Here is a 24,321-nt window from a genome sequence, read left to right on the forward strand (position 1 = left end):
GGGGCCGGCCGGGGGCTCATTGCTGAGCCCCCGTACCGGACTCCCGTCAGACCTCTTCGACGCTGCTCGGCTCGCGCCGGGACAGGTCGATACCGAGCTCCTCCGCTGCGCGGAAGACGTCCTCGTCGGTGTCGCGCATCTCGATGGACATGCCGTCCGAGGACAGCACCTCCACGTTGAGGCACAGGGACTGCATCTCCTTGATGAGCACCTTGAAGGACTCGGGGATGCCGGGCTCAGGGATGTTCTCGCCCTTGACGATGGCCTCGTAGACCTTCACGCGGCCGGTCACGTCGTCGGACTTGATCGTCAGCAGCTCCTGGAGGGCGTACGCGGCGCCGTATGCCTCCAGCGCCCACACCTCCATCTCACCGAAGCGCTGACCACCGAACTGGGCCTTACCACCCAGCGGCTGCTGGGTGATCATCGAGTACGGGCCGGTCGAACGGGCGTGCAGCTTGTCGTCGACCAGGTGGTGGAGCTTGAGGATGTACATGTACCCGACCGAGATCGGGTCCGGGAACGGCTCGCCGGAGCGGCCGTCGAACAGGCGCGCCTTGCCGGAGGGGAGCACCATGCGCTCGCCGTCGCGGTTCGGGATGGTGTGCTGGAGCAGACCCGCGAGCTCGTCCTCACGCGCACCGTCGAAGACCGGGGTGGCGACGTTGGTGCCGGGCTCCACCTTGTCGGCGCCGATCGCCTGGAGGCGCTGCGCCCACTCGTCGGCGAGGCCGGAGACGTCCCAGCCGCGGCTGGCGAGCCAGCCGAGGTGGATCTCCAGGACCTGTCCCGGGTTCATTCGGGACGGGACGCCGAGCGGGTTGAGGATGATGTCGACCGGGGTGCCGTCCTCGAGGAACGGCATGTCCTCGATCGGGAGGATCTTGGAGATGACACCCTTGTTGCCGTGACGGCCGGCGAGCTTGTCACCGTCGGTGATCTTGCGCTTCTGGGCGACGTAGACGCGGACCAGCTGGTTCACGCCCGGGGGAAGCTCGTCGCCCTCCTCGCGGTCGAAGACGCGGACGCCGATGACCTTGCCGGTCTCGCCGTGCGGGACCTTCAGCGAGGTGTCACGGACCTCACGGGCCTTCTCACCGAAGATCGCGCGGAGCAGGCGCTCCTCCGGGGTCAGCTCGGTCTCACCCTTGGGCGTGACCTTGCCGACCAGGATGTCGCCGGCGACGACCTCGGCACCGATGCGGATGATGCCGCGCTCGTCGAGGTCGGCGAGGACCTCCTCGGAGACGTTCGGGATGTCCCGGGTGATCTCCTCGGGGCCGAGCTTGGTGTCACGGGCGTCGACCTCGTGCTCCTCGATGTGGATCGAGGAGAGGACGTCGTCCTGGACGAGGCGCTGCGACAGGATGATCGCGTCCTCGTAGTTGTGACCCTCCCACGGCATGAACGCGACGAGCAGGTTCTTGCCGAGCGCCATCTCACCGTTCTCGGTGGCGGGGCCGTCGGCGAGGACCTGGCCCTCGATCACGCGGTCGCCCTCGGAGACGACGACCTTCTGGTTGACCGAGGTGCCCTGGTTCGAGCGGGAGAACTTGGCCAGGCGGTACGTGATGTAGGTGCCGTCGTCGTTGGCCACGGTGATGTAGTCCGCGGACAGCTCCTGGATCACACCGTCCTTCTCGGCCTTGAGCACGTCGCCGGCGTCGGTGGCGCAGCGGTACTCCATGCCGGTGCCGACGAGCGGGGCCTCCGACTTAATCAGCGGGACGGCCTGACGCATCATGTTCGCGCCCATGAGGGCACGGTTGGCGTCGTCGTGCTCGAGGAACGGGATCATGGCGGTCGCGACCGACACCATCTGGCGCGGCGAGACGTCCATGTAGTCCACGTCGGACGGGGAGACGTAGTCGACCTCGCCGCCACGGCGGCGGACCAGGACGCGGGCCTCGGTGAACTGCAGGTCGTCGTTGAGCGCGGCGTTGGCCTGCGCGATGACGAAGCGGTCCTCCTCGTCGGCGGTCAGGTAGTCGACCTCGTCGGTGACCTGGCCGTCGACGACCTTGCGGTACGGCGTCTCGACGAAGCCGAACGCGTTGACGCGGCCGTACGAGGCGAGCGAACCGATCAGACCGATGTTCGGGCCTTCGGGGGTCTCGATCGGGCACATGCGTCCGTAGTGGGACGGGTGCACGTCTCGGACCTCGAAGCCGGCCCGCTCACGGGACAGACCACCGGGACCCAGCGCGGACAGACGACGCTTGTGCGTCAGACCCGACAGCGGGTTGTTCTGGTCCATGAACTGGGACAGCTGGCTGGTGCCGAAGAACTCCTTGATGGAGGCGACGACCGGCCGGATGTTGATCAGGGTCTGCGGCGTGATCGCCTCGACGTCCTGGGTGGTCATGCGCTCGCGGACGACGCGCTCCATGCGCGCGAGGCCGGTGCGGACCTGGTTCTGGATCAGCTCGCCGACGTTGCGCAGGCGGCGGTTGCCGAAGTGGTCGATGTCGTCGGTCTCGACGACGATCGTGTTGCCGTTCTCGCCGACCGTCTCGGTCTCGCCGGCGTGCAGCTTCACCAGGTACTTGATGGTCGCGATGATGTCGTCGGTGGTGAGGACACCCGCGTCCAGCGGCTCGTCGGCCCCGAGCTTCTTGTTGACCTTGTAGCGGCCGACCTTCGCGAGGTCGTAGCGCTTGGGGTTGAAGTACAGGTTCTCGAGCAGCGTCTGGGCGGCCTCGCGCGTCGGCGGCTCGCCCGGACGGAGCTTGCGGTAGATGTCGAGCAGCGCGTCGTCCTGGCCCTGGGTGTGGTCCTTCTCCAGGGTGGCGCGCATGGACTCGTACTCGCCGAACTCCTGCAGGATCTGCTCGGTGGTCCAGCCGAGCGCCTTCAGGAGGACGGTGACGGACTGCTTGCGCTTGCGGTCGATGCGGACGCCGACCATGTCGCGCTTGTCGATCTCCATCTCCAGCCAGGCACCCCGGGACGGGATGATCTTGGCGGAGAAGATGTCCTTGTCGGACGTCTTGTCGATGGAGGAGTCGAAGTAGACACCAGGGGAACGGACCAGCTGCGACACGACGACACGCTCGGTGCCGTTGATGACGAAGGTGCCCTTGTTGGTCATGAGCGGGAAGTCGCCCATGAAGACCGTCTGGGACTTGATCTCGCCGGTCTCGTTGTTGGTGAACTCGGCGGTGACGAAGAGCGGGGCACCGTACGTGAAGTCACGGTCCTTGCACTCCTCGATGGAGTTCTTCGGCGGCTCGAAGCGGTGGTCGCGGAAGGTCAGCGACATCGACCCGGAGAAGTCCTCGATCGGGGAGATCTCCTCGAAGATCTCCTCCAGGCCGGACTTCGTGGGGACGTCCTGTCCCGACTCAAGGGCGGCCTCGACGCGAGCCTTCCACGCGGCGTTGCCGAGCAGCCAGTCGAAGCTCTCGGTCTGGAGCGCGAGGAGGTTCGGAACCTCGAGGGGCTCCTTGATCTTTGCAAAGGAGATGCGCAGCGGGGCGGTGCTGGCGCCGTTGTTCGTATTGGTCGAGGCGTTGCGCGAGGCGGCCAAGAGGGGGTCCTTCCGAGGGCTCGGACTCACTACGCGCGTACCGGTCCCTAGCGGAGCCCCCTGGGCGGACGGCCCTGAAATGGCGATAAAGCCAGGTCAGGGGCGGTAGGCCCAGGATGCTGATGCGAGGGGATGCCCCTGGTGACGGGCAGGGGGCAGCTAACAGGCAGCGCAAAGGGTCAGTGTAGCCACTTGGCCCACTGATGTCCAGGGCGAGCAATTCGCGACCCTCGTTGTTCTCAACTCCGCGCTACGTCGCGCCGTGCGGCGCACCTCGATACTGCCCGTTCGGTCGTCGATCCATGCCTCGGAAACGGATCGTTGTGACGACGCGTCCTGAGAATTGCGCGCTGCGTGCGGTTCGTCAAGGCCCCTGCCTCTGCGCGGCGCACGGCGAAGATCACCATACTCCGCTTCCCCGGGCCCGGACGACCGCCGCCACGCGGGTCCCGGGAACGCCGAAGGGCGACCACCCAGATGGATGATCGCCCTTCAGGCTCAGAGCGTTACAGCACGCTCAGCAGGAGTCGCGAGACGCGACGAGGTCTTACTTGACCTCGACGGAGGCGCCGGCGCCCTCGAGGGCCTCCTTGGCCTTGTCAGCGGCTTCCTTGTTGACCTTCTCGAGGACCGGCTTCGGGGTGCCGTCGACGAGGTCCTTGGCCTCCTTCAGACCCAGGGAGGTCAGCTCACGCACGACCTTGATGACCTGGATCTTCTTGTCGCCGGCGCCGGTGAGGATGACGTCGAACTCGTCCTTCTCCTCGACGGCCTCGGCGCCACCGGCGCCACCAGCGGCACCCGGGGCGGCAACGGCGACGGCCGCGGCGGCGGTGACGTCGAACTTCTCCTCGAACGCCTTCACGAACTCGGAGAGCTCGATGAGGGTCATCTCCTCGAACTGCGCGAGCAGGTCTTCCTGAGAGAGCTTCGCCATGATGGGCGATCCTTCCACTAAATCGGCAGGTGCCGGATGTACATGTGAGGCGGGCGTACTGTCGGCCCGCTGTGACCCGCTCCGCCGGCTAGGCGGCGGCTCGGATCATTGCGCGAGCCGAATTACTCGGCACCGCCCTGCTCGGCCTGCTTGGCACGGAGCGCGTCCACGGTGCGGACGAGCTTCGACGGCAGCGCCTGGAAGAGCGAGGCAGCCTGGGACTGCTTGCCCTTGAACGCGCCGGCCAGCTTGCTGAGCAGAACCTCGCGGGACTCGAGGTCCGCAAGCTTCTTGATCTCATCGGCGGAGAGCGCCTTACCCTCAAGGACACCGCCCTTGATGATGAGGTTCGGGTTCTCCTTGGCGAAGTCACGCAGCGCCTTCGCCGACTCCACCGGGTCACCGGTGACGAAGGCGACCGCGGTCGGACCAGTGAACTGGTCGTCCAGCGCGGTGATCCCGGCCTGGTTGGCCGCAATCTTGGTCAGCGTGTTCTTCACCACGGCGTACTGGGCGTTCTCACCGAGCGAACGACGCAGCGTCTTGAGCTGCGCAACGGTGAGACCCCGGTACTCGGTCAGCACAGCGGCGTTCGAGCTGCGGAACTGGTCCTCCAGCTCGGCCACCGAGGCAGCCTTGTCGGGCCTTGCCATAAGCGTCGGCCTCCTTCCGGGTGATGGGACCGCGCGGAAGGGACTGAACAAAACAAAACGCCCCGGGCGCAGGCGCACGGGGCTCAGCTCGACCGCATCGAGAACGATCCGGGAACTCATCCACTGTCACCTGCGCGGGTCGCTCGCATCTCTCAGCGAATCCTTCGGCCTCCGCACCCTCACGGGCACAGCGACGACCAGCGGTCTTTGGCTTCTGTGGAAGCGTACGCGACGGTGGCGTCCAGGAGCAAATCAGCCCTGTCCGGGCTCCTGGCCGGCCTCCCTCAACAGCGCGAACAGGTCGAAGGTGTCCTCGGCCGGGGGCGCCTGGACGGCGGCTCGGGCGCCGTAGTCGCTGTAGTCGGCCCGCATGTGCACGGTGCCCTGGGCCATGGACATGCCGACGACCATCCGCGCCGGATAGCCCTCTTCGGTCACCCAGACCTCGGTGTCGTAGCCCTTGAGACCGGCCTTCTTCACGCCGGCGACGAGCGAGTCGTGCTGCTCCTTGGTGAGGAGCTTCGACGACTTGTTGGCCTTGAGCATCTGCTCGACGCTGAGCGTGCCCTTGTAGTGGTCGGTCTCCATGCCGTTGACCTTCTCGGCGCCGACGTGCTTCAGATCCGGGGACTCCAGGAGCAGGGCGAGCTGCTGGGCCGGGTCCTGGTTCATGTTGTCCAGGCCACCGGTCATCTGCTTCTGCAGTGCCGTGTCCCCGGACTCCTGTGCGGCGGCCTCGAGGTCGAGCTTCATCCACCGCTTGCCGTCCGTCTCGGCAGCGCGCTCGGCCCCCACGTCCATGTACATCACGCCGTCGAGCATGATCATGCGCGTCTGGTCCGGGGCGTCCGGGTCACCCGCGCCCAGCAGAGAACCCCTCATGGTGATGTCCATCGCCGCGGGGTCCCAGCCCTGGACACCGGTGAGCGTGGCCGTGCCGGACTGGGCGCCGACGCCCCGCATGCTCATGGTCATGGTCACCTTGGCGGACTTGGCCTCGGACGTCTTCTGGAACGCGGCCGTGAGCGCCTTCGTCACCTCACCGAGGCCCATCGTCACCGCCTTCGCCGGTGCCTCCGCCGCCTTCTTGGCGTCGCCACCGTCCTGGCAGCCGGCCACGCCCGTGACGACGGCGGTCGCCGTCAGCGCCACGCCCGCGCGCTTCCATGCGGACATGCTCATGAATCCCACCCCTTGCGCTCTTCCGTTCGAATGCCCGGGAGCACGGTACCCCGGGGCACCGACAGCCGCGCCGGGAAATGAACCGCCCCCCACGCCTCGGGAGGCGTGGGGGGCGGTTTCAGGACGCTGGAGCCGCGAGGGGCTCCTGAGCCTTCAGGGGGCTCAGACCGCGGCCGGGTCCTCCTCGACGAGGAGGTTGCGGGTGCGGTTCGGGTCGACCGGAATGCCGGGGCCCATCGTGGTGGCGATGGCGGCCTTCTTGATGTAGCGACCCTTGGCGGCGGACGGCTTCAGACGGAGGATCTCCTCCAGCGCGGCGCCGTAGTTCTCCACCAGCTTGGTCTCGTCGAAGGAGACCTTGCCGATGATGAAGTGCAGGTTCGAGTGCTTGTCGACGCGGAACTCGATCTTGCCGCCCTTGATGTCGTTGACAGCCTTGGCGACATCGGGGGTGACGGTGCCGGTCTTCGGGTTCGGCATGAGACCACGCGGGCCGAGGACGCGGCCGAGGCGGCCGACCTTGCCCATGAGGTCCGGGGTGGCCACCACGGCGTCGAACTCGTTCAGGCGGTTGCCCTTGGAGATCTCGTCGATGAGCTCGTCGGAGCCGACGATGTCGGCGCCCGCGGCGATCGCGGCCTCGGCACGGTCACCGGTCGCGAAGACCAGGACCCGGGCGGTCTTACCGGTGCCGTGCGGAAGGTTCACGGTGCCACGGACCATCTGGTCGGCCTTGCGCGGGTCGACGCCCAGACGGAAGGCCACCTCGACGGTGCCGTCGAACTTGGTGGTGGAGGTCTCCTTGGCCAGACGCACGGCCTCGAGCGGGGCGTAGAGCTTCTCCCGGTCGATCTTGGCGTCGGCAGCCCGGAGGGACTTGCTGCGCTTCACTTCTGCTCCTGTGTGTTCAGGTGTGGAGTCGTGGTACGGACCAGCGCGTGGTCCTGCCACTGAAGGACTACGGGGGTGATCAGCCCTCGACCGTGATGCCCATGGAACGGGCGGTGCCGGCGATGATCTTCTCGGCGGCGTCCAGGTCGTTGGCGTTCAGGTCGGGCAGCTTGACCGACGCGATCTCGCGGACCTGGGCGCTCGTGAGCTTCGCGACCTTGGTCTTGTGCGGCTCGCCGGAGCCCTTGTCCACACCCGCGGCCTTGAGGATCAGCTTGGCGGCCGGGGGGGTCTTGGTGATGAAGGTGAAGGAACGGTCCTCGTAGACCGTGATCTCCACCGGCACGACCATGCCACGCTGCGACTCGGTCGCGGCGTTGTAGGCCTTGCAGAACTCCATGATGTTGACGCCGTGCTGGCCGAGCGCGGGGCCGACCGGCGGGGCCGGGTTGGCCGCACCGGCGTTGATCTGGAGCTTGATAAGCCCCGTGACCTTCTTCTTCTTGGGAGGCATAGCTCTCTCCGGGTCCTAGTGAGAGTTTTCAGCCGGTCCATCCGGTCATCCGGATGGAGGCATACCGCACAACGATAACGGGTATAGCTGCGCGGCCAAAAACCGAGCAGGTCAGAGGGGCTGTCGCAGCCCCTCTGACCTGTCCGGAAACCTGGTGTGTCAGTTCTTCTGGATCTGGTCGAAGCTGAGCTCGACCGGGGTCTCGCGACCGAAGATCTCGACGAGGCCCTTGACCTTCTTCGAGTCGGCGTTGATCTCGTTGATCGTGGCCTGGAGGGTGGCGAAGGGGCCGTCGGTGACGGTGACCGAGTCGCCGACCTCGAAGTCCAGGACCTGGACCTCGACCTTGCGGGCCGGAGCCGGCTTGCCCTCGGCCTCTGCGGCCTCGCGGGCGGCCTTCTCCTCGGCCTCCGGGGCGAGCATCTTGACGATCTCGTCCAGGGTCAGCGGGTACGGGTCGTAGGCGTTGCCCACGAAGCCGGTGACGCCGGGCGTGTTGCGGACGACGCCCCAGGACTCGTTCGTCAGGTCCATGCGGACGAGCACGTAACCGGGCAGCTTGTTCTGCCGGACGTTCTTGCGCTCGCCGTTCTTGATCTGGACGATCTCTTCCTCGGGGACCTCGGCCTGGTAGATGAAGTCCTCGACGTTCAGCGAGACGGCACGCTGCTCCAGGTTGGCCTTCACGCGCTTCTCGTAGCCCGCGTAGGTGTGGATCACGTACCACTCGCCGGGCAGGCCACGCAGCTCCTCGCGGAGCGCGGCGACGGGGTCGACCGGCGCGGCGGGCTCGGCGGCCTCCTCCGCGTCCTCGGTCTCGTCGCTCTCCTCGGCGTCGCCGGCCTCGGCCGACACGGCCTCCTCGGCCTCTTCCTCGGCGGCCTCGACGTCAGCGGTCTCGGTGCCGTCGTCCTCGGCGTCCTCGACCTCGACCTCGTCGGCCTCGATCCCGGCCTCGACGTCCGCAGCCTCGTCCTGGTCCTCGTCGGCCGCCTCGACGATGTCGAGCTCGTCCTCGACGGACTCGGACTCGAAGGCGTCGTTCAGGTTCGCGTCAGACACGGTGGCTGCTTCTTCCTGCGATACAGATGGGGTGGAACAAAAAGTCAGCCGAAGACGTACTTGACTGCTTCCTGGAAGCCATAGTCAATCACGGTCACGAGGCCGATCATGATGACAACGAAGACAATCACCACGGTGGTGTACGTCGTCAGCTGGCCTCGCGTCGGCCAGACGACCTTGCGGAGTTCCGCGACGACCTGGCGGTAGAAGAGCGCGAGACGGCCGAGGGGGCCCTTCTTGCCGCGCTTGCCGCCCTTCCGGGCCTTCTTCTTGGACTCCGGAGTGGCGTCTTCGGCATCAGGCATGTCGATGGAGCCTACGGCGTCCGTCACGATCTCTCACCTGATTCCGGGTCGTGGCCGTGCCGCGCCCGGGGTGGAGCCGCACGGCGGTGCAATGAAGTACGTACATGCGCACACAACCTGGCGGTGTGTGTAGCAGGGCCGGAGGGACTTGAACCCCCAACCGCCGGTTTTGGAGACCGGTGCTCTACCAATTGAGCTACGACCCTTTGTGGTTCCCCAACCTACCGCATCAGGAGATGTGGTCGGTGCGGGCCAACGAGCAGTGAGTGTACGTGGTCATGGGCCCTCACGTCGAACAGAAACGGGTCCGACCTGCCGCCGGACCTGCCCGCGACCGTGAATGACCGTTCCTGTCCGGTCCGTGAAACCTGTGTGCCGGGGCGGTTTGGGGTCTGGGACGATGGGCCGCATGAGCGCTGCTACCCCTCCCACCGAGCGCCGGGTCTCCGCCCGGATCGGTGCGATCTCCGAGTCCGCCACCCTCGCCGTCGACGCCAAGGCCAAGGCACTCAAGGCCGCCGGGCGCCCGGTCATCGGTTTCGGCGCGGGTGAGCCCGACTTCCCGACGCCGGACTACATCGTCGAGGCGGCCGTGGAGGCCTGCAAGAACCCGAAGTACCACCGCTACACGCCGGCCGGCGGCCTGCCCGAGCTCAAGTCCGCCATCGCCGCCAAGACGCTGCGCGACTCCGGCTACGAGGTCGACGCCTCCCAGATCCTGGTCACCAACGGCGGCAAGCAGGCCATCTACGAGGCGTTCGCCGCGATCCTCGACCCGGGCGACGAGGTCATCGTCCCGGCCCCGTACTGGACCACGTACCCCGAGTCGATCCGTCTCGCCGGCGGTGTCCCGGTGGAGGTCGTGGCCGACGAGACGACCGGCTACCGGGTGTCGGTGGAGCAGCTGGAGGCGGCGCGCACGGAGCGGACCAAGGTCGTCCTCTTCGTGTCCCCGTCGAACCCGACCGGCGCCGTCTACAGCCAGGCCGACGCCGAGGCGATCGGCCGCTGGGCCGTCGAGCACGGCCTGTGGGTGCTCACCGACGAGATCTACGAGCACCTGGTCTACGGCGACGCGACGTTCACCTCGCTGCCGGCGCTCGTGCCCGAGCTGCGCGACAAGTGCATCGTGGTCAACGGTGTCGCCAAGACGTACGCGATGACGGGCTGGCGGGTGGGCTGGATCATCGGCCCGAAGGACGTCGTCAAGGCCGCAACCAACCTGCAGTCGCACGCCACCTCCAACGTGAGCAACGTGGCGCAGGTCGCCGCGCTCGCCGCCGTGTCCGGGAACCTGGACGCGGTCGCCGAGATGCGCACCGCCTTCGACCGCCGCCGCCAGACGATCGTGCGGATGCTCAACGAGATCGAGGGCGTGTACTGCCCGACGCCGGAGGGCGCCTTCTACGCGTACCCGTCGGTGAAGGGGCTGCTGGGCAAGGAGATCCGCGGCAAGCGTCCGCAGGACTCGGTGGAGCTGGCCGCGCTGATCCTGGACGAGGCCGAGGTCGCGGTCGTCCCGGGCGAGGCCTTCGGCACCCCGGGCTACCTCCGCCTCTCGTACGCGCTGGGCGACGAGGACCTGGTGGAGGGCGTGTCCCGGATCCAGAAGCTGCTGGCCGAGGCGCGCGACTAGCACCTCCGGATTTTCGGAAGTGGCGGGCTCCTGGTTCTCCGGAACCGGGGGCCCGTTCTCGCGTTCGGGCAAGGTCCCGATCGGGGAAACGGACTGTTCTCGTCCATTCGAGTGCGGCAGTATCGGCCGATGGAGCACGTTCACCGAGACCTCGCCGCCCTCCCCAAGGCCCATCTGCACCTGCACTTCACCGGCTCGATGCGGCCCTCGACCCTGCTGGAACTGGCCGACAAGTACGGGGTGCACCTCCCCGACGCGCTCAAGGGCGGCACGCCGCCGAAGCTGCGGGCCACGGACGAACGCGGCTGGTTCCGCTTCCAGCGGCTCTACGACATCGCCCGCTCCTGCCTGCGCGAGCCCGCGGACATCAGGCGGCTGGTGCGCGAGGCGGCCCAGGAGGACGTCAGGGACGGCTCCGGCTGGCTGGAGATCCAGGTCGACCCGACCTCGTACGCGCCGCTGCTCGGCGGTCTGATCCCCGCCCTGGAGATCATCCTCGACGCGGTGGACTCCGCCTCCCGCGAGACCGGGCTCGGCATGCGCGTGCTGGTCGCGGCGAACCGGATGAAGCACCCCCTGGAGGCGCGCACCCTGGCCCGGCTGGCGGTGCGCTACGCGGACCGGGGCGTGGTCGGCTTCGGGCTCTCCAACGACGAGCGGCGGGGCATGGCCCGCGACTTCGACCGGGCCTTCGCCATCGCCCGGGACGGCGGTCTGCTGGCGGCCCCGCACGGCGGCGAGCTGACCGGGCCCTCCTCGGTCCGGGACTGCCTGGACGACCTGCGGGCGGCCCGGGTGGGGCACGGGGTGCGGGCGGCCGAGGACCCGCGGCTGCTGCGCAGGCTCGCGGAGCGCGGCGTGACGTGCGAGGTGTGCCCTGCGTCCAACGTGGCGCTCGGGGTGTACGAGAAGCCGCAGGACGTGCCGCTGCGGACGCTCTTCGAGGCAGGGGTCCCGATGGCGCTCGGCGCGGACGACCCGCTGCTCTTCGGCTCCCGGCTGGCGGCGCAGTACGAGATCGCCCGCGAGCACCACGGCTTCACGGACGCGGAGCTCGCGGAGCTGGCCCGGCAGTCCGTGCGGGGCTCGGCGGCCCCGGAGGACGTACGGCGCAAGCTCCTCGCCGGGATCGACGACTGGCTGGCGGCCCCGGTGGGCGGGAGCGGGGAAGCGGCTAGCCGATCCCGCGCATGAGGGTGCGGGCGAGCGAGCGGGCGAAGTCGTCGACGTCCTGCGGCGGCCGGCGGTCCGGGGTCGTCTCGTAGGCGAAGGCACGCTGGGCGCAGGCCCCGAGGAGGAGCGAGGCGGCGGCGTGCGGGTCGGCGGCGGGGCTGATCCTGCCGTGGGCCTGCTCGGCGCGGAGGTAGTCGGCGAGGCCCTCGATGGGTTTGTGGGGGCCGACGCCGAGTTCACGCATGGCCTCGTCGTGGCGGGCCTTTAGCTGGGGTTCGGCGTAGAGCGAGGCGGCCATCGGGAAGGTCTGCTCGTAGAAGAGCGCGGCCCGGCGGGCGATCTCGGCGAGGTTCTCCTCGACGCCCCGTCCCTGGGGGTCGACGGCGAGAGTGCCGAGGAGGTCGCCCAGCTTGGGCAGCCGTTCCTTGAGGACGGTGACGAACAGCTCCTCCTTGCTGGTGAAGTGTTTGTAGAGCGCCGCCTCCGAGCAGCCGGCGGCCTTGGCGATCTCCTTGGTGGTGGTGCGGGCCAGGCCGGCGGTGCGCATGAGGTCGCGGGCGGCGTCGAGGATCCGGGTGCGGGTCGGCTTCTGCTCCACAAGGACTCCGGGAGGGGAACGGCTTGACGGGTGGGTGAGTGCCCACCCACTCTAGAGGTGAGTGAGTACTCACTCACCCGCTGACCTCGCCCACTCTGGAGAGTTCGACATGAAGCTCACCGTCTTCGGTGCCACCGGCGGCATCGGCCAGGAGATCGTCCGTCAGGCCCTGGACGCGGGCCACGAGGTGACCGCCGTGGTCCGCGATCCGGCCCGGTTCACCGTCACCGGCGCCCGGCTCGACGTCTTCCGCTCGGATCTGTCCGACCCGGAGGCGCTGCGCGAGGCGGTGGCGGACCGGCACGCGGTCCTCTCCGGCCTGGGCGCGCGCAGCCGCGCCGACGCGGGCATCGCCACCCGGCTGACCCGGTCGGTCCTGCGCGCCATGGAGGGATCGGGGACCCGCCGGCTCCTCGTGGTCAGCGCCGCACCCGTGGGTCCCGTCCCCGACGGCCAGGGCGTGGCCGACAAGGCCGTGCTCGCGATCGTCAACTCCGTCCTGAAGGACATCTACGCCGACCTGCGCGCGATGGAGGCCGATCTCGCCGCGAGCGCGACCGACTGGACGTCCGTACGCCCGCCCAAGCTCACGGACAGGCCGGTCACCGGCCGATACCGGCGCGTGGTCGGCGGAAACCCGCCGCGCGGCCGCTCCCTCGCGCGTGCCGACGTGGCCCACGCGATGCTGGCGATGATCGACGACCCGGCGACGGTGAAGCAGGGCGTGGGCGTCGCCTACTGAGCCCCCTCTCTCCGCCCTCTCGGGCCGGCGGTCGTGTGGGACAGCGTCCCGGACAACCCCCGACCAGCACGGAAGCACGCAGGTCTGTCCGGGACGGTCCGCGCGCATTGCCGCCACGGACGCACCGGACCACACCATGGGCCTCGCCCGACGCTCTGACGCCGGGCGTTTCCGTACCTCCGACGACCGAGGTGAATCCCGTGATCAAGAAGATGGTGTCCGTGGCGTCCGCCGTGGGCGTGCTCCTCGTCGGCGGCGTCCTCGCCGCCGCCCCCGCCCAGGCGGGCCCGCACGACTGCCCGTCCGGCAACTACTGCGTGTGGACGCGCGCCAACCACGAAGGGGTCTGGGAGAAGTTCAGCTGGCACTCCGACCTGGTGCCGGGGGCCGTGTACAAGAACGACAACTCCTCCTTCAACCGCATGTCGTCGGCCGCCATGAAGCTCCACCACCAGCCCAACCGGACCAGCGGCTCCGTCTACGCCTGCTCCCGCCCCGGCACCCTCTGGTACCAGCACAACCCGGCGAAGCAGCTGGCCTCCCTCAGCAAGGTGTCCGCCTGCTGAGAGACGCCCTGTCCGCCGCGGGCGGTACGGGTCGTGTGCGACCCGTACCGCGCCCGTACGTCCGCACCGGGTACCGGAAGGCCCTCCATGACGCGCAGTGCCCCAGCCCGAGCCCTGCTCCGGCTCCTCGCCGCCGCCCTCCTCCTCACGGCCGCCGCCTGCTCCTCCCCGCCGGCCCCCGCCCCCGCCCCCGTTCCGGTGTCCACGCGGCCCGGCGACCTCGATCTGCCCGCCGAGACCAGGGCGCTGCTCGCGGACGCCGAGCGCGCCCTGGTACGGGAGTGCATGGCCCGCCAGGGCTTCGCCTTCTTCTACGACTCCGCCGACGTCGACGAGCTCCGGGCCGAGGCCGTCGCGCAGCAGCGGGAGCTGACGCTGGACGACGTGTCCCGCGCCCGGCGTGAGGGCTTCGGCCCGGCCCCCGGCACCCCCGCGCCACCCGACTCCCCCGCCGAGCTCCAGGAGCGGACGTACCTCACGGGGCTGTCCCCCCAGCGGCGCGCCGCCTGGGAGAAGGCCCTGATGGGGCCGCCGGAGCAGCAGAGGATCAAGGTCGCGGTCCCTGGCGTCGGCACCATGGAGCACCCCACGGCCGGGTGTTTCGCGGAGGCCCGCACCGCACTGTTCGGCGACTACGCGGCGTGGGCCCGCGCCGACACCTTCGTGCACGCCCGCTTCCGGCCCGTGGACGAGGAGGTCGGCAGGAGCCCCGCGTACAAGGAGGCCACGGCCCGCTGGAGCAGCTGCGTCCGCGCCCGGGGCCACGCCTTCGCCACCCCGGACGAAGCCCGCGCCCGGGCGGGCACCCTGCCCCGGGAGCGGGCCGTCCCGCTCGCCGTCGCCGCGGCCGAGTGCGACCGCCAAGTGGGCCGGTCGAAGACCCACCGAAGCCTGTACGAGCAGGCCACCCGGCACTGGACCGAGCTCCATGCCAGGGAGGCCGCGGACTTCCGGCGCCTCAACGCCGATGCGGTCGCACGGCTGAGGGCTTCACCGACGGCGCGATGAGGACGAGAGGGGCCTGACGTCAGAGGCCGACGCCTACCATCACGGGCTCGTTGACGAGGGTGATCCCGAAGGCGTCCTCGACACCGGCGACGACCTCGCGGGCGAGCGCCAGCAGGTCCTCGGTGGTGGCCTCGCCGCGGTTGGTGAGCGCGAGGGTGTGCTTGGTGGAGATCCGGGCGGGCCCGGAACCGTAGCCCTTCACGAAGCCGGCCTTGTCGATCAGCCAGGCGGCGGAGGTCTTGACCGAGCCGTCCTCGCCCGTCGGGTAGGCGGGCGGGGTGACCTCGGGGCCGAGCCGGTCGGCCACCCGCGCGAGGAACGCGGCGTACTGCCCGGCCGTCAGGATCGGGTTGGTGAAGAACGACCCCGCCGACCACGTGTCGTGGTCCTCCGGGTCGAGGACCATGCCCTTGCCGGCGCGCAGCGCGAGGACGGTCTCCCGGGCCTGTGCGAGCGGCACGCGGTCGCCCGCCTCGACGCCGAGGGCGCGGGCCGTCTCCGGGTACGCGAGGGGGGCGGACAGCCCGTCGGCGTCCTCCAGCTCGAAACGGACCCGGAGGACCACATAGCGGTCGGGGTCCTGCTTGAAGCGGCTGTGGCGGTAGGAGAAGGCGCACTCGGCGTTGGTGAGGACGACGGTCTCCTCGGCCCGGCGGTCGTAGGCGACGACCTCGGTGATGGTGGCGGAGACGTCCTGCCCGTAGGCGCCGACGTTCTGGATGGGGGTCGCACCGGCCGAGCCGGGGATGCCGGCCAGGCACTCGATCCCGGCGAGCCCGGCCTCGACGGTCCGTGCGACGGCGTCCGTCCACACCTCGCCGGCGGCGAGCTCCAGGCGGTTCCCGTCGAGGGCGAAGCCGCGGGTGGCGATGTGCAGGGCGGTGCCGTCGAAACCCTTGTCGCCGATGACCAGGTTGGAACCGCCGCCGATGACGAGCAGCGGAGTCCCGGAGGCGTCGGCCTCGCGGACCGCGGCGACCACCTCGTCGTCCGTGGTGGCGGTGACGAGCCGGGTGGCGGGTCCGCCGAGCCGGAAGGTGGTCAGGGGGGCGAGGGGGGCGTCGTGGAGGAGCTGCACGGGCTCAAGAGTACGGGGCCGTCCTTCCTGGGAGACGAACCGTCTCCCAGGAAGAACACCTGGCCGTCAGGCGAGCTCGACCACGGCCCGGCTCATGCCGAGGACCTTCTGCCCGGCGCTGGACGCCGTGAGGTCCACGCGCACCCGGCGGTCGTCGAGCTTGGCCGCCACCTTCGCGGAGACCTCGATCACGGCGCCCTGGTCGTCGTTCGGGACGACGACCGGCTTGGTGAAGCGGACGCCGTACTCGACGACGGCGGCCGGGTCGCCGGCCCAGTCCGTCACGACCCGGATCGCCTCGGCCATGGTGAACATGCCGTGGGCGATGACGTCGGGCAGGCCGACCTCGCGGGCGAACTTCTCGTTCCAGTGGATCGGGTTGAAGTCACCGGAGGCGCCCGCGTACCGGACGAGGGTGGCGCGGGTCACGGGGAAGGTCTGCGCGGGCAGCTCGGTGCCGACCTCGACCTCGTCGTAGGCGATCTTCGCGGTCACGGTCAGACCTCCTCGGGGGCGCGGGACACGAGCTTGGTCCAGGCGGTCACGACGTGCTCGCCGGTCTCGTCGTGGACCTCGCCGCGGATGTCCAGGATGTCGTTGCCGGCGAGGGACTTGATGGCCTCGATGGTGCTGGTCACCGAGAGGCGGTCGCCGGCCCGCACGGGGCGGGTGTAGGCGAACTTCTGGTCGCCGTGGACCACGCGGCTGTAGTCCAGGCCCAGCTGGGGGTCCTCGACGACCTGGCCCGCGGCCTTGAAGGTGATCGCGAAGACGAAGGTCGGCGGGGCGACGACGTCGGGGTGGCCGAGCGCCTTGGCGGCCTCCTGGTCGGTGTACGCGGGATTCGCGTCACCGATCGCCTCGGCGAATTCGCGGATCTTCTCGCGGCCGACCTCGTAGGGCGCGGTGGGCGGATAGGTCCGGCCCACGAAGGACTGGTCGAGCGCCATGGACTCGATACCTCCTGCTGGTCCTGCTGGATGTGGTGCGTGGAAACGCGAATGCGTTGCGTTGCCGGGAAACGACGCGAGGCCGCCCCCGGCTGGGGACGGCCTCGTGTACGAGCCTGTTTAGCGCGTCTCGCGGTGCGCGGTGTGCGAGTTGCAGCGAGGGCAGTGCTTCTTCATCTCAAGACGGTCCGGGTTGTTACGCCGGTTCTTCTTGGTGATGTAGTTCCGCTCCTTGCACTCCACGCAGGCCAGCGTGATCTTCGGGCGGACGTCGGTGGCAGCCACGTGAGTGCTCCTTGACGGACGGGTGGACGGATGAACGCAGAAAAGAGTAGCCGATCGTAGGACCGACCCCACAATCGGCTACTGAGGGTAGCGGTGACCGGACTTGAACCGGTGACACAGCGATTATGAGCCGCTTGCTCTACCGACTGAGCTACACCGCTTTGATGATCCGGATCCCGCCCGAAGGCGGGTCCTTCTCACCAGAGCCCCAATACGGAATCGAACCGTAGACCTTCTCCTTACCATGGAGACGCTCTGCCGACTGAGCTATTGGGGCGAGCGAGGAAGACATTACACGGTCCTCCGCCCATCACCCAAATCCGTTTCCGCGGGTACCCGCGCGCACGCGTCCCCACCCCCTCCTAGGCCACTCGTGCCCTCATCAGTACGACTATTGCCCTCCTCCTCGAAGGCGGCCGGGGCCGCCCCTAGGCTCGGGCCCACGCTGCGTGATCGTGATCTTGGCGAGCCCGTGAGGAGCCCGATGTCAGCCGACAGCAAGCAGCCCCAGCCGCCGCCCGACGACCGGCCCGCGGCCGCCGCCGAGGCCACGTCCCTGCTGCTCTCGAACGCGCTGCTCACCGACGGCCGCACGGTCGACGTGCGCCTCGGCGGCGGCCGGATCGAGGCCGTCGGCACCGCGGGCAGCCTGACCGCCGTCGGAGCCCGCGTCGACCTCACCGGCTATCTGCTGCTGCCCGCCCCGGCCGAGCCCCACGCGCACGCCGACACCGCGCTCACCGCCGACTCCGCCGGCCCCGTCTCGTACGCCGCCGAAGAGGTCCAGCGCCGGGCCACCGAGGCCGCCCTGCTCCAGCTCGGGCACGGCGCGACCGCGCTGCGCGCCCAGGTGCGGATCGGCGACGTGCACGGCCTCGGGCCCTTGGAGGCCGTCCTGCAGGCCCGGCGCTCGCTGCGCGGCCTCGCCGACCTGACGGCCGTGGCGGCGCCCCGGCTGCTCACCGGCGCGGCCGGGGCCGACGGGCTGGCGATGCTGCGGGACGCGGTGAAGATGGGCGCCGGGGTGGTCGGCGGCTGTCCGGACCTGGACCCGGACCCGACGGGCTACGTGGAGACGGTCCTGGAGGTCGCCGCGGAGCACGGCTGCCCGGTGGACCTGCACCTCGACGGTGACGATCCGGCCCGCCTCGCCCGGCTGGCGGCGATGGCCGGCGGGCTGCGGCCCGGCGTGACCATCGGGCCGTGCGCGGGCCTGGGCCGACTGCCGGCCGAGCAGGCGCGACGGGCGGCGGACCGGCTGGCGGCGGCCGGGGTGACCGTGGTCTGTCTGCCGCAGGGCGGCTGCGGGGCCGCCCAGGTGCGCGGCGCGGCGCCGGTGCGGCTGCTGCGGGCCGCCGGGGTACGGGTGGCGGCGGGCGGCGGGGCGCTGCGGGACCTGTCCAACCCGGTGGGGCGCGGCGATCCGCTGGAGGCGGCGTATCTGCTGGCGTCGCTGGGCGGCCTGGCGCCGCAGGAGGCGTACGGCGCGGTGAGCACGGGGGCGCGGGCGGCGATGGGGCTCGCGGAGGTACGGGTGGAGGCGGGCTTCCCGGCGGAGCTGCTCGCGGTGCGGGGCACGCGGCTGGCGGGGGTGCTGTCCCTGGCGTACAGCCGGATCGTGGTGCACCGGGGGCGGGTGGTGGCCCGGACCAGCGCGGTGCGGGAGTACTGCGACTCGGCGGCGGCCCTGGATCTGCCCCGGCAGGCACGGCCGGACTCGGGAGGCCCGGCGGGGCCCGGGGCCGTACGGTCGTGAGTATGCGCGTAGTCATCGCTGGAGGACACGGAAAGATCGCCCGGCGGCTCGAGCGGCTGCTCGCCGCCGGCGGACACGAACCGGTGGGGATCATCCGAAGCCCCGACCAGGCCGACGACCTGCGGGAGGCGGGTGCCGAACCGGCCCTGATGGACCTGGAGTCGGCGTCGGTGGAGGAGGTGGCGGCGATCCTGCAGGGCGCCGACGCGGCCGTCTTCGCGGCCGGCGCGGGCCCGGGCAGCGACGCGGCCCGCAAGGAGACCGTGGACCGGGGCGCGTGCGCCCTGCTGGCGGACGCGGCGGAACGCGTGGGCGTGCGCCGTTTCCTCGTCGTCTCCTCGATGGGCGCCCAGGCGGGCCACGAGGGCGACGCCGTCTTCGACGCCTACCTGCGCGCCAAGGGCGCCGCGGACGACGACGTCCGCGCCCGCGAGGGCCTGGACTGGACGATCCTGCGCCCCGGCATGCTCACCGACGACGCCGGCACGGGCCTGGTCCGCCTGGAGGCCCACACCGGCCGCGGCCCGGTCCCCCGCGACGACGTGGCCGCGGTCCTCGCCGAACTCCTCGACACCCCGGCGACGGCGGGCCTGACCCTGGAACTGATCTCCGGCTCCACCCCGGTGGCGGTCGCGGTCCGGGACGTCGCGGGCAACTGACGGCCCGGGGCCCGAGCCCGCGGGGAGCGGCCCGAAAACGAGAGAAGGTCCCCGGTGCGAACACCGGGGACCTTCTGCATCGCGTGGCGGCGCCAGGATTCGAACCTGGGTAGGCTAAGCCGACGGATTTACAGACTGCTCGCGTTGGCGTTGCAGATGCCCACTGACCTGCATCTAAGCGTCCGGCTCACCGCATAGACGCACGACCGTCCGCACCTCGTCCACGTGCCGGGCTTGGCCCCGCGGGGCCAAGAACGCTGAGCAGGGCCAAGCGGCGATAGACCCAGCCCTCGGGGTAACGCGAGCACATCGAGCCTGCCTGCGTGCGGCGCTCAGAGGGATGTCGCCTCCAGCCCCTCTGTTCACTTTCGGCACTGTTTCCTCAACTCGCCGCAGACTCCGCAGCGTTGTGTGGTGGCTGATTCCGCGTACACACGGCCAAGCTGGAGGGTTTGGGCTACCGTGAACGCATGCAGAGTTCAGAGCTTTCGGTGCAGGGGCAGAACCTTATTCAGCTGTACAACCAGTACTACCGAGATAAGCTCATCGTCGACCGCCGATACCAACGGAAGCTCGTTTGGACACGCGACGAAAAGGAAAAGCTTATTGATTCGGCCATCAATAAGCTTCCCATCCCGCTAATTCTTCTGGCTCAAAGGAAGAGGGCTGGCGTTGAGATCTTTGAGCTAATTGACGGGCTGCAGCGCCTGGAAGCTTTCTTCTCATTCATGGAGAACAAGTACTCCTACCGCGGCGAGTATTTTGACCTGGCTACAACAGGCGACACTCTGGCAAAACTGCACGCAAGGGAATTGACTCAACAAAAGCCCGTCATGTCACGGGAAACTTCTCTAGCGATTGCGAACTACCAGATTCCACTGTCCATCTACCGCGATGCCGCCACTTCATCTATTGATGAAGTTTTTCGCCGCATCAACAGCGGCGGAAGACGCCTCAGCCTGCATGAGATCCGGCAGGCTGGTGTTACGGGCCCGCTAGCCGATGTCGTTCGACGCACCAGCGCCACAATCCGCGGCGATGGAACTTTTGCCGAAGCGCTCACACTCAGCGAGATGGAGAAGCTTTCAATCTCCAGGAGGGATCTAACATACGGCCTCGACCTGGATCGCATCTTCTGGACCAGACACGACATCATCGGAGCGGAGGACATTCGTTCATCCGGCGACGAAGAGATGGTTCTAGATCTGGTACTAGACGCCGTCCTTGACCCCTGGCCCACGAGCGGATGGCAGAACCGTGACGTGGCTTACGGGCTGCCACGCAAAATCACGTCGGCCACTTCGGAGGAAGTAGGCGCCGCGATCAACACCATTGGAGTGGAGAATCTGCAGCAGCGTATCGTAGCCGTCATCGAACTGCTCGACGACGTGATGCGCGACCACGGTTCACTCGGCCGACACATGGTCCACTTGGAGAGTTACGAAAGGGGAACACAGCGACAGTTCCAGGCGATTTTCGCCGCGCTTTACGAACTCGTTTTCATTGACGGCCTCCAGCCACGTTCGATGGATGCGATCCGCGGAGTTTTGGACAACTTCTGGGGCCGCGACCTCTCTATCCCCACTGGAGGTAGCGCCTGGGGGAAGGACAAAAAGGCGACGCTCTACCCGGAAGTCAAGCGTCGCCTACGGAGAGCCTTCTTCAAGCCCGAGCCTAAGAGCGCCGCCGTGCAACTCAACTCGCGCCTGCTGATCGAAAGCTACCTGTCCGGCCCCGTGAACGAGGACCCGCTAGTCGAGCTGAAGCAAGGATTTTGCGTACTGTCGAACCCTCCAACTGAAAACGTCGACCTGTTCGACGAAGTCATGCAAACTGCAGTAGGCATGGCCAACTGGAGCAGGGACGCAAGTGGTTTCATCCTCATCGGTGTCGCAGACAAGCCGTCGGCAGCGGATCGATTGAAGGAACTGTTCAACGTATCTCCTATCGAAATTCACGGCCAACAAGTCGTGGGCACCAGCGAACAGATTACCCACCTGGGTTACGACGTTGACTCGTGGTGGCGTAAATGGCAAAGCAAGATTCGATCCGCTCCCGTGGATTCCGACTTCCGCAATAACCTGGCTCACAGCTTCAGTCCGATTATTTGTGACGGAAAGGTTCTGTGGATCATGAAGCCACGGTCCACCGGAAAACCACTCTCATACAACCAGCGCTTCTTCGTGAGGATGGGCGCTTCAACGCATGAAATGGGAACGGATGAGTTTCTGGCTCACGTCGCTCTCAATTTTTAGTTAGACATAGGCAGAGGAGGGCCATTGACCTCCCTATCTCTCCGTCAGGCACTTCGCGTGAGCTCGTAGCTGCCCCGTCTGACACCATCCTCGCAGTGCTTGGCACTGCGAGGGCCACATCAACGGTCCGCTCTATGCGAGCCTTGAGTAAGGTTGCAGAGAGGAGCCCTTGTGTCAGGCCGAAACCCACGTGGCACGTACCTCGTGGTTGCACAAGCACTGCGAGAGCAGATTGACAGCGGTGAGATCTCGGACGGACTGCCGTCCGAAGCAGCCCTCATGCGCTCTCTAAGCGTCTCCCGCAACACTGTCCGTCGCGCCCTCAAGCTCCTTGAGTCCGAGCAAGTCGTGGAGTCGGTCCCAGGTGTCGGTTGGCGGATTCCCAGCAATAACGACCGTCGCTCGCTAGCTGAACGCATGGCAGCGTTGATCACTGAGTCCTCACTCGGGCTCGGCGACACCTACCCCTCGGAATCGAAACTCTGTGAGCGCTTCGGGGCCTCGCGCACGGCGGTCCGACGTGCGCTCGCGCACTTGGAAGGCATCGGCCTGCTCGACACCACACACGGCAAAGGGCGAACCGTGCGCGCTCTCCCAGCTTCGCCCGAGCAGCCGTAGCCTTGGTACCCATGGGGCTTACTGAGTGGGCGTACTCGCTCTCCGAATCGCTGCTGTCCGAGCCGTTGCCGCGCCGCTGGGCGCACTCCCTTGGGGTCGCCAAGCGGGCCCGGTCCCTGAGGCCGATCCTCGGGCAGGACGCCGAGTTGCTGGAGGCCGCGGCCGTCCTGCACGACATCGGCTACTCGCCCTCCATCGCCGCCACCGGCTTCCACCCGCTCGACGGCGCCCGGTTCCTGCGCGATCAGGAGGGGGCCGACGAGCGGGTCGTACGGCTCGTCGCCCATCACTCCTGTGCACTCCTGGAGGCCGAGGAGCGCGGGCTTCGACAGGAGCTGGAGACTGAGTTCGAGCTGGAGCGGCAGGAGCTGGTGGACGCGCTCATCGTGTCCGACATGACCACGACGCCGGACGGCGAGCACACGACGCCGGCGGCACGGCTGGACGAGATCGTGCAGCGGTACGGGCCGGACACGATCGTTGGCCGCTTCATTCAGCGGGCAGCGCCGGAGATCTACGCCGCCAACGAGCGCGTGGAGCGTCGCATGGCCGCCGCCACGGCCGGCGCTCAGCCGATGTAGGGCTCCCGGCGGGACTCGTCCAGGCCGTGCGTGATGCGCAACCGCATGGACGGATGAATGTCCAGGCCATCGAGGTCCGCCGGGTCCACCCAGCGGACCTCTTTCGACTCACTGCTGGTGCGGAGATCACCCCCGACGGGGTGAGCCCTGAAGCAGATGGAGAACTGCTGCCGCACCTCACCGTCGTCGTACGCGAGCACGTGTTCAGGGTCCGTGTAGAGCCCGACGATGCCGTCCACCTCAACGCGGATCCCGGTTTCCTCCTCCACCTCGCGGACGACCGTGTCGGCGATCCGCTCGCCGATGTCGTGGCCACCGCCGGGAAGAGCCCACAAACAGTTGTCCGTCTTGTGGATCAACAGGAGTCGTCCGGACGCCTCCCGGACGACGGCCGTGACCGAGGGCACGACGGAGTTCGCCTTGGGGGCCGCCGGGTCACGGAAGTAGTCAATGCGGCTCATGAGCCCGCACCTCCCAGGTCGAAGGGCGACGAAATGGGTCGGGCGCTCTCCCAGACCCGTTCGACGCTCTCAGCGTAGGCGTCGAACAGTTCGCCCCCAGGTACACGCTGAAGGTGCAGGACCGGCGCCAGGTAGGCACCGACGCCGTACAGGTGGCCGTTGGCCAGCATCTCGTCATCCGCCCGATAGATCGAGTTGTAGAGCGTGGTGGAGTGCAGCCGGAACTCCACACCGGGCAGCCCGAACAACGGCGCATAGTTGACCAGCGCGTTGCGGATCTTGCTGCCCATCGCTCCGCCGATACCTTCGTCCGCTCCGCGCACGGCGACCGCGGCGGAACCGGGGTCGCCCAGCATGAACCGCACCGGGACGCCGGCCGACGACTTCTCCTTCACGACCTGGTGGAAGGCGGCGTCCTCAGTGAGCCAGAAGCCCGAGTAGACCAACACGTCGAAGTGGCGCGTTGCTCCGGCATACAGCTGCGGCCACAGACGGTTCGGAACAACCGACCGGTGCGGATACAGCCTCACCAGCTCAGCGTTGCCTGCCTCCGTCACCTCCGCCGCCGTCTGCTCCTCCGGCCACAGATAGGACACCTCGCGCTGGAGGAGCGATGCCGTCGCGTACTTGAAGCGGCGGTACGGCTGACGCTTGGGATCGTTGATCCAGCGCTCCACCGTCTTGGCGGACACCCCTAACTGCTCGGCGACCTGATCGAGCGTCATGCCGCTCGCCACGATCGCACCGCGAAGCCGCTCATTGGCCATGCCGTGCACTCCCCCCGTCAGGGACGACTTGGGACGACTTCACCGTAGCGAAGACGTCCTGGAGTCGTACACGCGCGGAGTCCAACGTCTGCCGTGATCGAGCCAAGCTGAATGC

24 protein-coding genes, 3 tRNA genes and 1 pseudogene are annotated in these 24,321 nt (G+C 68.5%); 10 read left to right on the forward strand and 18 right to left on the reverse strand.

The genetic code is table 11. The features are described 5' to 3' along the window. Nucleotides 1-46: 46 nt before the first annotated feature. From rpoB to ABD954_RS13685, 9 genes are all read right to left on the reverse strand, one after another. The gene (gene rpoB / locus ABD954_RS13645; RefSeq protein ID WP_345486280.1) at nucleotides 47-3,529 is read right to left on the reverse strand and encodes a DNA-directed RNA polymerase subunit beta; all 3,483 of its coding nucleotides are present in this window, start codon (nucleotides 3,527-3,529) and stop codon (nucleotides 47-49) included. Nucleotides 3,530-4,076: 547 nt separating this feature from the next. Next, nucleotides 4,077-4,466 carry a 50S ribosomal protein L7/L12 gene (rplL, locus tag ABD954_RS13650; protein WP_345486281.1) on the reverse strand — a complete coding sequence of 130 codons (390 nt, stop codon included), beginning with the start codon at nucleotides 4,464-4,466 and terminating at the stop codon, nucleotides 4,077-4,079. 122 nt (nucleotides 4,467-4,588) lie between these two features. After that, nucleotides 4,589-5,119 carry a 50S ribosomal protein L10 gene (gene rplJ / locus ABD954_RS13655; RefSeq protein WP_345486282.1) on the reverse strand — a complete coding sequence of 177 codons (531 nt, stop codon included), beginning with the start codon at nucleotides 5,117-5,119 and terminating at the stop codon, nucleotides 4,589-4,591. Nucleotides 5,120-5,371: 252 nt separating this feature from the next. Beyond that, complete coding sequence (locus ABD954_RS13660; protein WP_345486283.1) at nucleotides 5,372-6,301, reverse strand: SCO4651 family lipoprotein; 930 nt, start codon at nucleotides 6,299-6,301, stop codon at nucleotides 5,372-5,374. A gap of 162 nt (nucleotides 6,302-6,463) precedes the next feature. Further along, on the reverse strand, nucleotides 6,464-7,192 hold the full coding sequence (gene rplA / locus ABD954_RS13665; RefSeq protein ID WP_309054882.1) for a 50S ribosomal protein L1: 729 nt from the start codon (nucleotides 7,190-7,192) through the stop codon (nucleotides 6,464-6,466). A gap of 79 nt (nucleotides 7,193-7,271) precedes the next feature. After that, the gene (gene rplK / locus ABD954_RS13670; protein ID WP_345486284.1) at nucleotides 7,272-7,706 is read right to left on the reverse strand and encodes a 50S ribosomal protein L11; all 435 of its coding nucleotides are present in this window, start codon (nucleotides 7,704-7,706) and stop codon (nucleotides 7,272-7,274) included. Nucleotides 7,707-7,865: 159 nt separating this feature from the next. Then, on the reverse strand, nucleotides 7,866-8,768 hold the full coding sequence (nusG, locus tag ABD954_RS13675) for a transcription termination/antitermination protein NusG (protein ID WP_345486285.1): 903 nt from the start codon (nucleotides 8,766-8,768) through the stop codon (nucleotides 7,866-7,868). A 44-nt stretch (nucleotides 8,769-8,812) separates the two neighbouring features. Continuing rightward, nucleotides 8,813-9,100: a preprotein translocase subunit SecE gene (gene secE, locus ABD954_RS13680; protein ID WP_345486286.1), complete on the reverse strand. Its 288-nt coding sequence runs from the start codon at nucleotides 9,098-9,100 to the stop codon at nucleotides 8,813-8,815. A 106-nt stretch (nucleotides 9,101-9,206) separates the two neighbouring features. Continuing rightward, a tRNA-Trp gene (locus tag ABD954_RS13685) sits at nucleotides 9,207-9,279 on the reverse strand. A gap of 203 nt (nucleotides 9,280-9,482) precedes the next feature. Between ABD954_RS13685 and ABD954_RS13690 the strand changes: the two genes are divergently transcribed. Together ABD954_RS13690 and ABD954_RS13695 are read left to right on the forward strand one after the other, a co-directional pair. Continuing rightward, nucleotides 9,483-10,709, forward strand: a complete 1,227-nt coding sequence (locus ABD954_RS13690) for a pyridoxal phosphate-dependent aminotransferase (protein ID WP_345486287.1) — start codon at nucleotides 9,483-9,485, stop codon at nucleotides 10,707-10,709. Between the two features lie 129 nt (nucleotides 10,710-10,838). Next, nucleotides 10,839-11,903, forward strand: coding sequence for an adenosine deaminase (locus ABD954_RS13695; RefSeq protein WP_345486288.1), 1,065 nt, complete (start codon nucleotides 10,839-10,841; stop codon nucleotides 11,901-11,903). On the opposite strand, the gene ABD954_RS13700 is transcribed toward ABD954_RS13695, so the two are convergent. Further along, on the reverse strand, nucleotides 11,884-12,480 hold the full coding sequence (locus tag ABD954_RS13700; protein ID WP_345486289.1) for a TetR/AcrR family transcriptional regulator: 597 nt from the start codon (nucleotides 12,478-12,480) through the stop codon (nucleotides 11,884-11,886). The genes ABD954_RS13695 and ABD954_RS13700 overlap by 20 nt on opposite strands. Nucleotides 12,481-12,589: 109 nt before the next feature. On the opposite strand from ABD954_RS13700, the gene ABD954_RS13705 reads away from it, so the two are divergent. The 3 genes from ABD954_RS13705 (at nucleotide 12,590) to ABD954_RS13715 (ending at nucleotide 14,796) form a co-directional block, all read left to right on the forward strand. Further along, the gene (locus ABD954_RS13705) at nucleotides 12,590-13,222 is read left to right on the forward strand and encodes an NAD(P)-dependent oxidoreductase (protein WP_345486290.1); all 633 of its coding nucleotides are present in this window, start codon (nucleotides 12,590-12,592) and stop codon (nucleotides 13,220-13,222) included. A 200-nt stretch (nucleotides 13,223-13,422) separates the two neighbouring features. Continuing rightward, complete coding sequence (locus tag ABD954_RS13710; RefSeq protein ID WP_345486291.1) at nucleotides 13,423-13,788, forward strand: peptidase inhibitor family I36 protein; 366 nt, start codon at nucleotides 13,423-13,425, stop codon at nucleotides 13,786-13,788. A gap of 87 nt (nucleotides 13,789-13,875) precedes the next feature. Beyond that, on the forward strand, nucleotides 13,876-14,796 hold the full coding sequence (locus ABD954_RS13715) for a hypothetical protein (RefSeq protein WP_345486292.1): 921 nt from the start codon (nucleotides 13,876-13,878) through the stop codon (nucleotides 14,794-14,796). A 19-nt stretch (nucleotides 14,797-14,815) separates the two neighbouring features. On the opposite strand, the pseudogene ABD954_RS13720 reads toward ABD954_RS13715, so the two are convergent. From ABD954_RS13720 to ABD954_RS13745, 6 genes and pseudogenes are all read right to left on the reverse strand, one after another. Continuing rightward, a pseudogene (locus tag ABD954_RS13720) lies at nucleotides 14,816-15,889 on the reverse strand (UDP-N-acetylmuramate dehydrogenase); the annotation flags it as partial. Nucleotides 15,890-15,940: 51 nt separating this feature from the next. Beyond that, nucleotides 15,941-16,369, reverse strand: coding sequence for a MaoC family dehydratase (locus ABD954_RS13725; protein WP_345486293.1), 429 nt, complete (start codon nucleotides 16,367-16,369; stop codon nucleotides 15,941-15,943). A 2-nt stretch (nucleotides 16,370-16,371) separates the two neighbouring features. Continuing rightward, complete coding sequence (locus tag ABD954_RS13730; RefSeq protein ID WP_345486294.1) at nucleotides 16,372-16,824, reverse strand: FAS1-like dehydratase domain-containing protein; 453 nt, start codon at nucleotides 16,822-16,824, stop codon at nucleotides 16,372-16,374. 120 nt (nucleotides 16,825-16,944) lie between these two features. After that, complete coding sequence (gene rpmG, locus ABD954_RS13735; protein ID WP_003956487.1) at nucleotides 16,945-17,109, reverse strand: 50S ribosomal protein L33; 165 nt, start codon at nucleotides 17,107-17,109, stop codon at nucleotides 16,945-16,947. A gap of 88 nt (nucleotides 17,110-17,197) precedes the next feature. After that, a tRNA-Met gene (locus ABD954_RS13740) sits at nucleotides 17,198-17,270 on the reverse strand. Between the two features lie 43 nt (nucleotides 17,271-17,313). Continuing rightward, a tRNA-Thr gene (locus ABD954_RS13745) sits at nucleotides 17,314-17,386 on the reverse strand. A 207-nt stretch (nucleotides 17,387-17,593) separates the two neighbouring features. Here ABD954_RS13745 and ABD954_RS13750 point away from each other — a divergent pair. The 5 genes from ABD954_RS13750 to ABD954_RS13770 all read left to right on the forward strand — a co-directional run bounded on the left by ABD954_RS13750 (nucleotide 17,594) and on the right by ABD954_RS13770 (nucleotide 22,978). Beyond that, the gene (locus ABD954_RS13750; protein WP_345486295.1) at nucleotides 17,594-18,865 is read left to right on the forward strand and encodes an amidohydrolase family protein; all 1,272 of its coding nucleotides are present in this window, start codon (nucleotides 17,594-17,596) and stop codon (nucleotides 18,863-18,865) included. 2 nt (nucleotides 18,866-18,867) lie between these two features. Beyond that, nucleotides 18,868-19,524, forward strand: a complete 657-nt coding sequence (locus tag ABD954_RS13755; RefSeq protein ID WP_345486296.1) for an SDR family oxidoreductase — start codon at nucleotides 18,868-18,870, stop codon at nucleotides 19,522-19,524. A 470-nt stretch (nucleotides 19,525-19,994) separates the two neighbouring features. Next, complete coding sequence (locus ABD954_RS13760) at nucleotides 19,995-21,779, forward strand: GmrSD restriction endonuclease domain-containing protein (RefSeq protein ID WP_345486297.1); 1,785 nt, start codon at nucleotides 19,995-19,997, stop codon at nucleotides 21,777-21,779. A gap of 204 nt (nucleotides 21,780-21,983) precedes the next feature. Continuing rightward, nucleotides 21,984-22,397: a GntR family transcriptional regulator gene (locus ABD954_RS13765; protein WP_345492150.1), complete on the forward strand. Its 414-nt coding sequence runs from the start codon at nucleotides 21,984-21,986 to the stop codon at nucleotides 22,395-22,397. Between the two features lie 11 nt (nucleotides 22,398-22,408). Next, on the forward strand, nucleotides 22,409-22,978 hold the full coding sequence (locus tag ABD954_RS13770) for an HD domain-containing protein (protein WP_345486298.1): 570 nt from the start codon (nucleotides 22,409-22,411) through the stop codon (nucleotides 22,976-22,978). Here the strand turns inward: ABD954_RS13770 and ABD954_RS13775 are convergent. Both ABD954_RS13775 and ABD954_RS13780 read right to left on the reverse strand, forming a co-directional pair. Further along, the gene (locus ABD954_RS13775; RefSeq protein ID WP_345486299.1) at nucleotides 22,966-23,439 is read right to left on the reverse strand and encodes an NUDIX domain-containing protein; all 474 of its coding nucleotides are present in this window, start codon (nucleotides 23,437-23,439) and stop codon (nucleotides 22,966-22,968) included. The two genes, ABD954_RS13770 and ABD954_RS13775, sit on opposite strands and share 13 nt — an antisense overlap. Beyond that, complete coding sequence (locus ABD954_RS13780) at nucleotides 23,436-24,206, reverse strand: helix-turn-helix domain-containing protein (protein ID WP_345486300.1); 771 nt, start codon at nucleotides 24,204-24,206, stop codon at nucleotides 23,436-23,438. The genes ABD954_RS13775 and ABD954_RS13780 overlap by 4 nt, the downstream gene beginning before the upstream one ends. Between the last annotated feature and the right edge of the window lie 115 nt (nucleotides 24,207-24,321).

Source organism: Streptomyces roseoviridis (assembly GCF_039535235.1).
Taxonomy (GTDB): domain Bacteria; phylum Actinomycetota; class Actinomycetes; order Streptomycetales; family Streptomycetaceae; genus Streptomyces; species Streptomyces roseoviridis.